The organism is Planctomycetota bacterium, from assembly GCA_035384565.1.
GTDB lineage: Bacteria > Planctomycetota > PUPC01 > DSUN01 > DSUN01 > DAOOIT01.
The window spans coordinates 1-5,280 of record DAOOIT010000138.1 but is presented as its reverse complement, the minus strand read 5'-3'; the positions used below and the strand labels follow the sequence as shown (position 1 = coordinate 5,280).

The following is a 5,280-nucleotide window of genomic DNA, read 5'->3' as shown; positions in this document are numbered from 1 at the left end:
GCCCCGCTGGCGCCGGCAACGCAGCCCACGGGGATTCTTGGACAGGCTCCTAGCCGGGGCGCTGCCCTGGCAGGAAAGGCGGTGTGATGGCTGGAACAACAGCTCGATGGGGGAGCAGGATGCGCCGGCGGATGAGCCCGCTGGCCGTGCTCGTGTTCATCGCCGCCGACAGCGCCCGGGCGGCGAACGAATGGCCCTGCTTCCACGGGCCACGGCGCGACAACAAGTCCACCGACACCGGGCTTCTCCAACACTGGCCCGAGTCAGGCCCCAGGCTGCTCTGGACCGCCGCGGGCCTTGGCAAAGGCTACAGCTCGGCTGTCATCGCAGGCGGGCGGATCTTCACGGCCGGCGTGATGGACGAGCAGACCCGCGTCATCGCCCTCGACCTCGACGGCAAGCCGCAGTGGGAGGCGCCCAACGGCCACGCCTGGCAAACCACCATGTCTCACGCCGTGGGCTACAACGGCTCACGCAGCACACCGACGTACGACGAAGGCCGTGTCTACCATCTCAATGAGTCTGGCCGCCTCGTCGCCCTCGATGCGCAGAGCGGCAAGGAGCTTTGGCATCTGGACCTGCTCAAGCAGTTCGACGCCAAAGTCCCGAAGTATGGCTTGGCCGAATCGGTTCTGATCGAGGGCGACCGCCTGCTCTGCTGCCCGGGCGGCGCGAAGGGCTTCCTGGTGTGCCTCGACAAGGCCACGGGCAAGACTCTCTGGACCACCACCGACATCCCCGGCACACAGGCTTACTCCTCGCTGGTGCTCGGCGACTTCGCCGGCTCCCGCCAGGTGCTCGGCATGAGCGCGGCCGTCGTATTCGGCGCCGACCTCGCCACGGGCCGCCTGCTGTGGAGCGCCGAGCACGGCAACGAGCGCGAGAACAGCGCGACCGACCCCATCTTCCACAGCGGCTACGTCTTCGCTTCCACGGGGTACGGCAAGGGAAGCCTCGTGGTGCAGCTCGCACCCGCCGGCAACGGCGTGGCCGCCAAGACCCTCTGGGCCAGCAAACTGCTGGATAACCATCACGGCGGCGTGGTCCTCGTGGACGGCTATCTCTACGGGGCGGGGCACCAAGCCGAGGGGTGGTTCTGCCTGGACTTCATGACAGGGAAGCCGATGTGGAAGGCGTCGGGAAAGGGCTCCCTGACCTATGCCGAGGGCAGGTTGTTCTGCCTCGATGAGCGGGGCCGCATGACGTTGGTTGAGGCCACGCCCGAGAAGTTCCGCAGTCTCGGTGCCTTCACCCTGCCTAAGGGAGGCACCGGGTTGTACTGGGCGCACCCGGTCGTCTGCGGCGGCCGGCTATACGTTCGCCATGCCGACTGCCTCTTCGCCTATGACATTCGCGCGCAGTGACCTGAGGCTTCCTCGTGCAGTTCCTCCAGCGCCTCGACGAGGCGGTCCGCCTCGGCAAACGTATTGTAGATGTGCGTGGACACACGGATCCTGTGGACTGAGTCCTGCTGCGCCACGGGCACCGTGATCCTGTACCGCTCGAACAGGATGTCTCCGAGCTTGATCCCCTCAAAGCCCTCGAGTAGAAACGTGCTGATCGAGCCCGTCATCTCGGGGTGGCTGGGCGAGATCAGCCTCGCCCAGGCGTGTTCGGCCATGCGTCGGCGCAGGTGGCCCGCCAGTTGGCGACCTCGCCCGGCGATCCTGGCAGGGCTGATCTCCTCCTGAAGCCGCACCGCCTCCCCCATCGCGATCTGCTCGGGCATGCTGAAGGTGCCCCACTGCTCGAGGCCCCACATGTACGGCTCGCCCTTGATCAGGGGGCGGCCGGCCTCGTCGGCGGACATCCCCTCCTGGCTGTAGCCCCAGCCGACGATGGGCGGCCGCATCCGCTCCTGCACGTGGGGCGCCGCGTGCAGAAAGCCCACTCCCTGCGGCGCGCACAGCCACTTGTGGCAATTCCCCCCGTAGAAGTCGCAGCCGTACGCCGACAGGTCCAGCGGGATCATTCCGGGCGCATGCGCGCCATCCACCACGATCAGGGCGCCGTGGGCGTGCGCCAGCTCGGCCAGGGCCTTCACGGGCGCGATCAGCCCCGTGCCCATCGTGATGTGGCTGCACAGCAGCAGGCGCGTGCGGGCGGTGATGCCCGCCTCGAAGGCCCGCACGACGTCGTCGGGGCGGGTGGGCGGAATGGGAATCCTGGCTCGCCGCACGACTACCCCCCATCGGCGGCTCGCATAGTGAAGGCAGTTGTCAATGGCGCCGTATTCCTGGTCGGAGGCGAGGATCTCGTCCCCCGGCTGCCACGGCAGGCCGTGGACCACCACGTTGACGGCCACCGTCACGTTCATCAGGAGCGCCAGGTCCGCGGGCGAGGCGTGGAGGAATGCGCCGAGGCGCTCGCGTGCGGCGCGCACCCCTTCCAGGAGGCCGGCTCGGCTCCTCGTCGGGTTCAGCTCCCGCCGCCGAAGCGCGGCGATCATCGCCTCGTACACGCGCCGGGGCATGACGCCCCACGAGCCCGTGTTGAGGTACACCTGGTCGGGGTCGTTCATGAACTGGCCGCGCACCCCCTCCCACTGCGCTTCGTCAGAAGCCGTGAGGGGAGGCTCAGGCGGCTGGTGGGGCGACACGGGCGGTTCTCTCCAACGGCATGGGGCGTGCGGCTCAGCGCGTGGCCTCGAGCCGCCAACAAAGGAACGGCAGGAGGCCGGTTCGCAGCCTCCTGCCTCTCCACGTCATGCGTCGGGTTGGTGCGAGAGGGGGGACTCGAACCCCCACGGAGTTACCCACAGGATCCTAAGTCCTGCGCGTCTACCAATTCCGCCACTCTCGCGCTACGGTGGCTGCACCGGCACACCATGGCTCGGTGCCGGCTGGCCCGCGCTCAGGGGCAAGCCCCACAGCCAACCCTCGGCGCTCGGCTCGCGTCGAGCTGCCGCCGCGGGACATAGCTAGACTCTACGCGCGCCCCCCTATCATGTCAAGCCCGCCGAACCGAGACGGGTGCGGGCGGGAATCATAGGCAGTTTCCGTTGCGCGAATCCCCGGAACAGGGGAAGGCCCGCTCCAAAGGCAGCCGCGAGCGTCCTGCTTGCGGCTACCTTCATTCGTTCGACAGGTGCGACGCTTGTCGCTACGAGAATCCGCGATAGAGACCACCTGAGGAAACGGCCCGCACCCAGAAGAGACACGCCTTCGTTGCCGGCCCTCGGTTTGCTCCGGGCCACCTCGGCTCGGCGGATTCCCGGCCGCCGGCGGCAGAGGGCCGCGCTCACATCTCGGCGGGGCGGGGAGTCGGCCTACGCCGCAGGTCCACGCGGCTCGAAGTGGTAGCCGCAGGGAGTGTCGGGGGCGACGAGGTTGCGCTCGGCGAGGTCGCGCTCGTCCATCGGGAAGTTGCGGCAGTTGGACGAGCGCCACTTCTGGTAGCGGACGCACTCGGAGAGGTCGCCGGCCCCGTACTTGAGGTGGCGGCAATAGGCGCCCATCTGGCAGCAGGCGCCGCAGCGCCGGCACTCGCCGCGCCGCCGCGCGAGGTTCGCCCGTACGAGGCCTGGGCGGAAGAGGTTGAGGAACAGGCGCCGGGGGCGCCCGCCGAGCAGCTTGAGCCGCTGCCACACGCTGAGTCGGGCGGTCTTCAGGGCCAAGGGCTTTGGGCCTCCAGGGAGCGGGTCAGTCGGTGTCTCGGTGCTTCTCGCCGTCCGCGGCCTCGAAGCGGTAGCCACACGGGCGGTCGGGGATCACGAGGTCGCGGTCGGCAAGGTCGCGCTCATCAATGGGGAACAGGCGGCAGTTGCTCGGGCGGAACCTGTGGAAGCGGCACTCGGTGATGTCGCCGGCCGAGCGCAGGAATTGGCAGCGGTAGCCGAGCTGGCAGCAGGCGCCGCAGCGCTGGCACTCGCCGCTGCGCCGCTCATGGCTCCGGCGGACGTAGCCCGGCCGGAACAGCGCGAGGTAGAACCGGCGCACCTTGCCCCACAGGAGCCGCCACCGAAGCCGCCAGGACAGACGGGGGGATTTCACCACCAGGGCCCCTCCCCGCTCGCTTCGAGTCGCTCCTGCACTTCCCACTCCTGGTACTTCTTGTGCCGCCGACGCCAGTAGATCCAGAACGACACGAGCGCCAGGAGGCTCATGGCGCTGAAGAGCGAGAAGGCGTTGAACAGCCAGCTCATCCAGGGCCAGGCGGGCCGAATGGACGCGAGCCACTTCTGCTCGAGGGCAGCCACGTCGGCCCCCGCGGCGCTGCGGAAGGCCTCGTCGAAAGCCACCCCACGCCCCGCGGCCTGGAGGATGGCGGGGACCACGCCCTCGCCGCGCGAGGCCACGAGGAATCGCACGAAGCTCTCGCTCTGCTCGTAGGCGATGCCGCGCTCGACCGGGTCGAGGGGGAAGCGATCGGCGAGGTCGGCGAGCGGCCTCAAGGCGCCGGCGGCCACGGCGCGCTCGTAGTCGCTGGTGTCGTAGAAGGGGATCTTGCCCGACGACCACACGGCCACCCCTTCGTCGAACCACAGCGGCACGCGCCGATAGCCGCGCCGCACGATCTCGCCCACCAGGATGTGGCTCAGCTCGTGGCGGAGCGTGATGTGCACGCTCTCCAAGGGGCTCCTCTCGATCTGCTCGCAGTTCAGGTAGATGGTGGTCTCGCCGGGCATCGCCACGCCGAGCGTGTGCCGGTGATCGAAGCCCGGCGTCGCCCTGCGGAATGCTTCCGCGGAGGCGAAGAGCACCACCCTGCCGCGCCCGCGCAGCGCCAGGCCGAGCCGCCGCTCGAGGTCCTGTTGCGCGCTTGGCAACCAGGCGCTCACCAGACGCGCCACGGCGTCGAGGCCGCGGCCGCTCTCGATCGTCCACTGCCCAGGCCCTGCCGCGGCGGCGCAAGCCGCAAGAGTTAGCAGCTGGAGGAGCACCACCGGCGTTCTTCCGAGGCAGGAGGGGGCGGAACGAAGCGGTCCGCCACAGGAATGCCACACGGCCGCGCGTCCCGACGCGCAGGCGCAGGCCGCCGGGGTGGGGAGGAGACACTCCGGCAGCCGACATTCCCCTTCGCGCCGAGTTTCTCCTACAGTAGCGCAAGGGCTGGCGCGATTCAAGCGCGCCTCAGCGGCGGGGTGTGGGCCGGAATTGTCGGTGGCTGCGGGAGCTCCGAAGGAGCGAAAGGGGTAGCCCAGGGCAACGCCCTGGGAACAAGACCGCCTCGCGGCAGCCCTGAAAGGGCGGAACAGAGAGCCTCTATCTCGCCCCTTCAGGGCCGGACCCGCGAATCCCACTCAGGCCAGGGCGTTGCCCCAATCTTTGCCCACATCTT

General features: G+C 69.2%; 5 protein-coding genes and 1 tRNA gene. 1 reads left to right on the top strand and 5 read right to left on the bottom strand.

All coding sequences use genetic code 11. The features are described from left to right. Window positions 1–131 precede the first annotated feature (131 nt). Window positions 132–1,364, top strand: a complete 1,233-nt coding sequence (locus PLE19_23780) for a PQQ-binding-like beta-propeller repeat protein (GenBank protein ID HPD17968.1) — start codon at window positions 132–134, stop codon at window positions 1,362–1,364. Here the strand turns inward: PLE19_23780 and PLE19_23775 are convergent. The 5 genes from PLE19_23775 to PLE19_23755 all read right to left on the bottom strand — a co-directional run bounded on the left by PLE19_23775 (window position 1,343) and on the right by PLE19_23755 (window position 4,885). Then, complete coding sequence (locus tag PLE19_23775) at window positions 1,343–2,599, bottom strand: aminotransferase class V-fold PLP-dependent enzyme (GenBank protein HPD17967.1); 1,257 nt, start codon at window positions 2,597–2,599, stop codon at window positions 1,343–1,345. The two genes, PLE19_23780 and PLE19_23775, sit on opposite strands and share 22 nt — an antisense overlap. Window positions 2,600–2,717: 118 nt before the next feature. Beyond that, a tRNA-Leu gene (locus PLE19_23770) sits at window positions 2,718–2,802 on the bottom strand. A 466-nt stretch (window positions 2,803–3,268) separates the two neighbouring features. Beyond that, a complete protein-coding gene (locus PLE19_23765; GenBank protein HPD17966.1) occupies window positions 3,269–3,616 on the bottom strand; it encodes a hypothetical protein in 348 nt (115 codons plus the stop codon). Between the two features lie 25 nt (window positions 3,617–3,641). Further along, entirely contained in the window at window positions 3,642–3,992 is a 351-nt protein-coding gene (locus PLE19_23760; protein HPD17965.1) for a hypothetical protein, read from the bottom strand. Further along, on the bottom strand, window positions 3,989–4,885 hold the full coding sequence (locus PLE19_23755; protein ID HPD17964.1) for a peptidase MA family metallohydrolase: 897 nt from the start codon (window positions 4,883–4,885) through the stop codon (window positions 3,989–3,991). The genes PLE19_23760 and PLE19_23755 overlap by 4 nt, the downstream gene beginning before the upstream one ends. Window positions 4,886–5,280 lie beyond the last annotated feature (395 nt).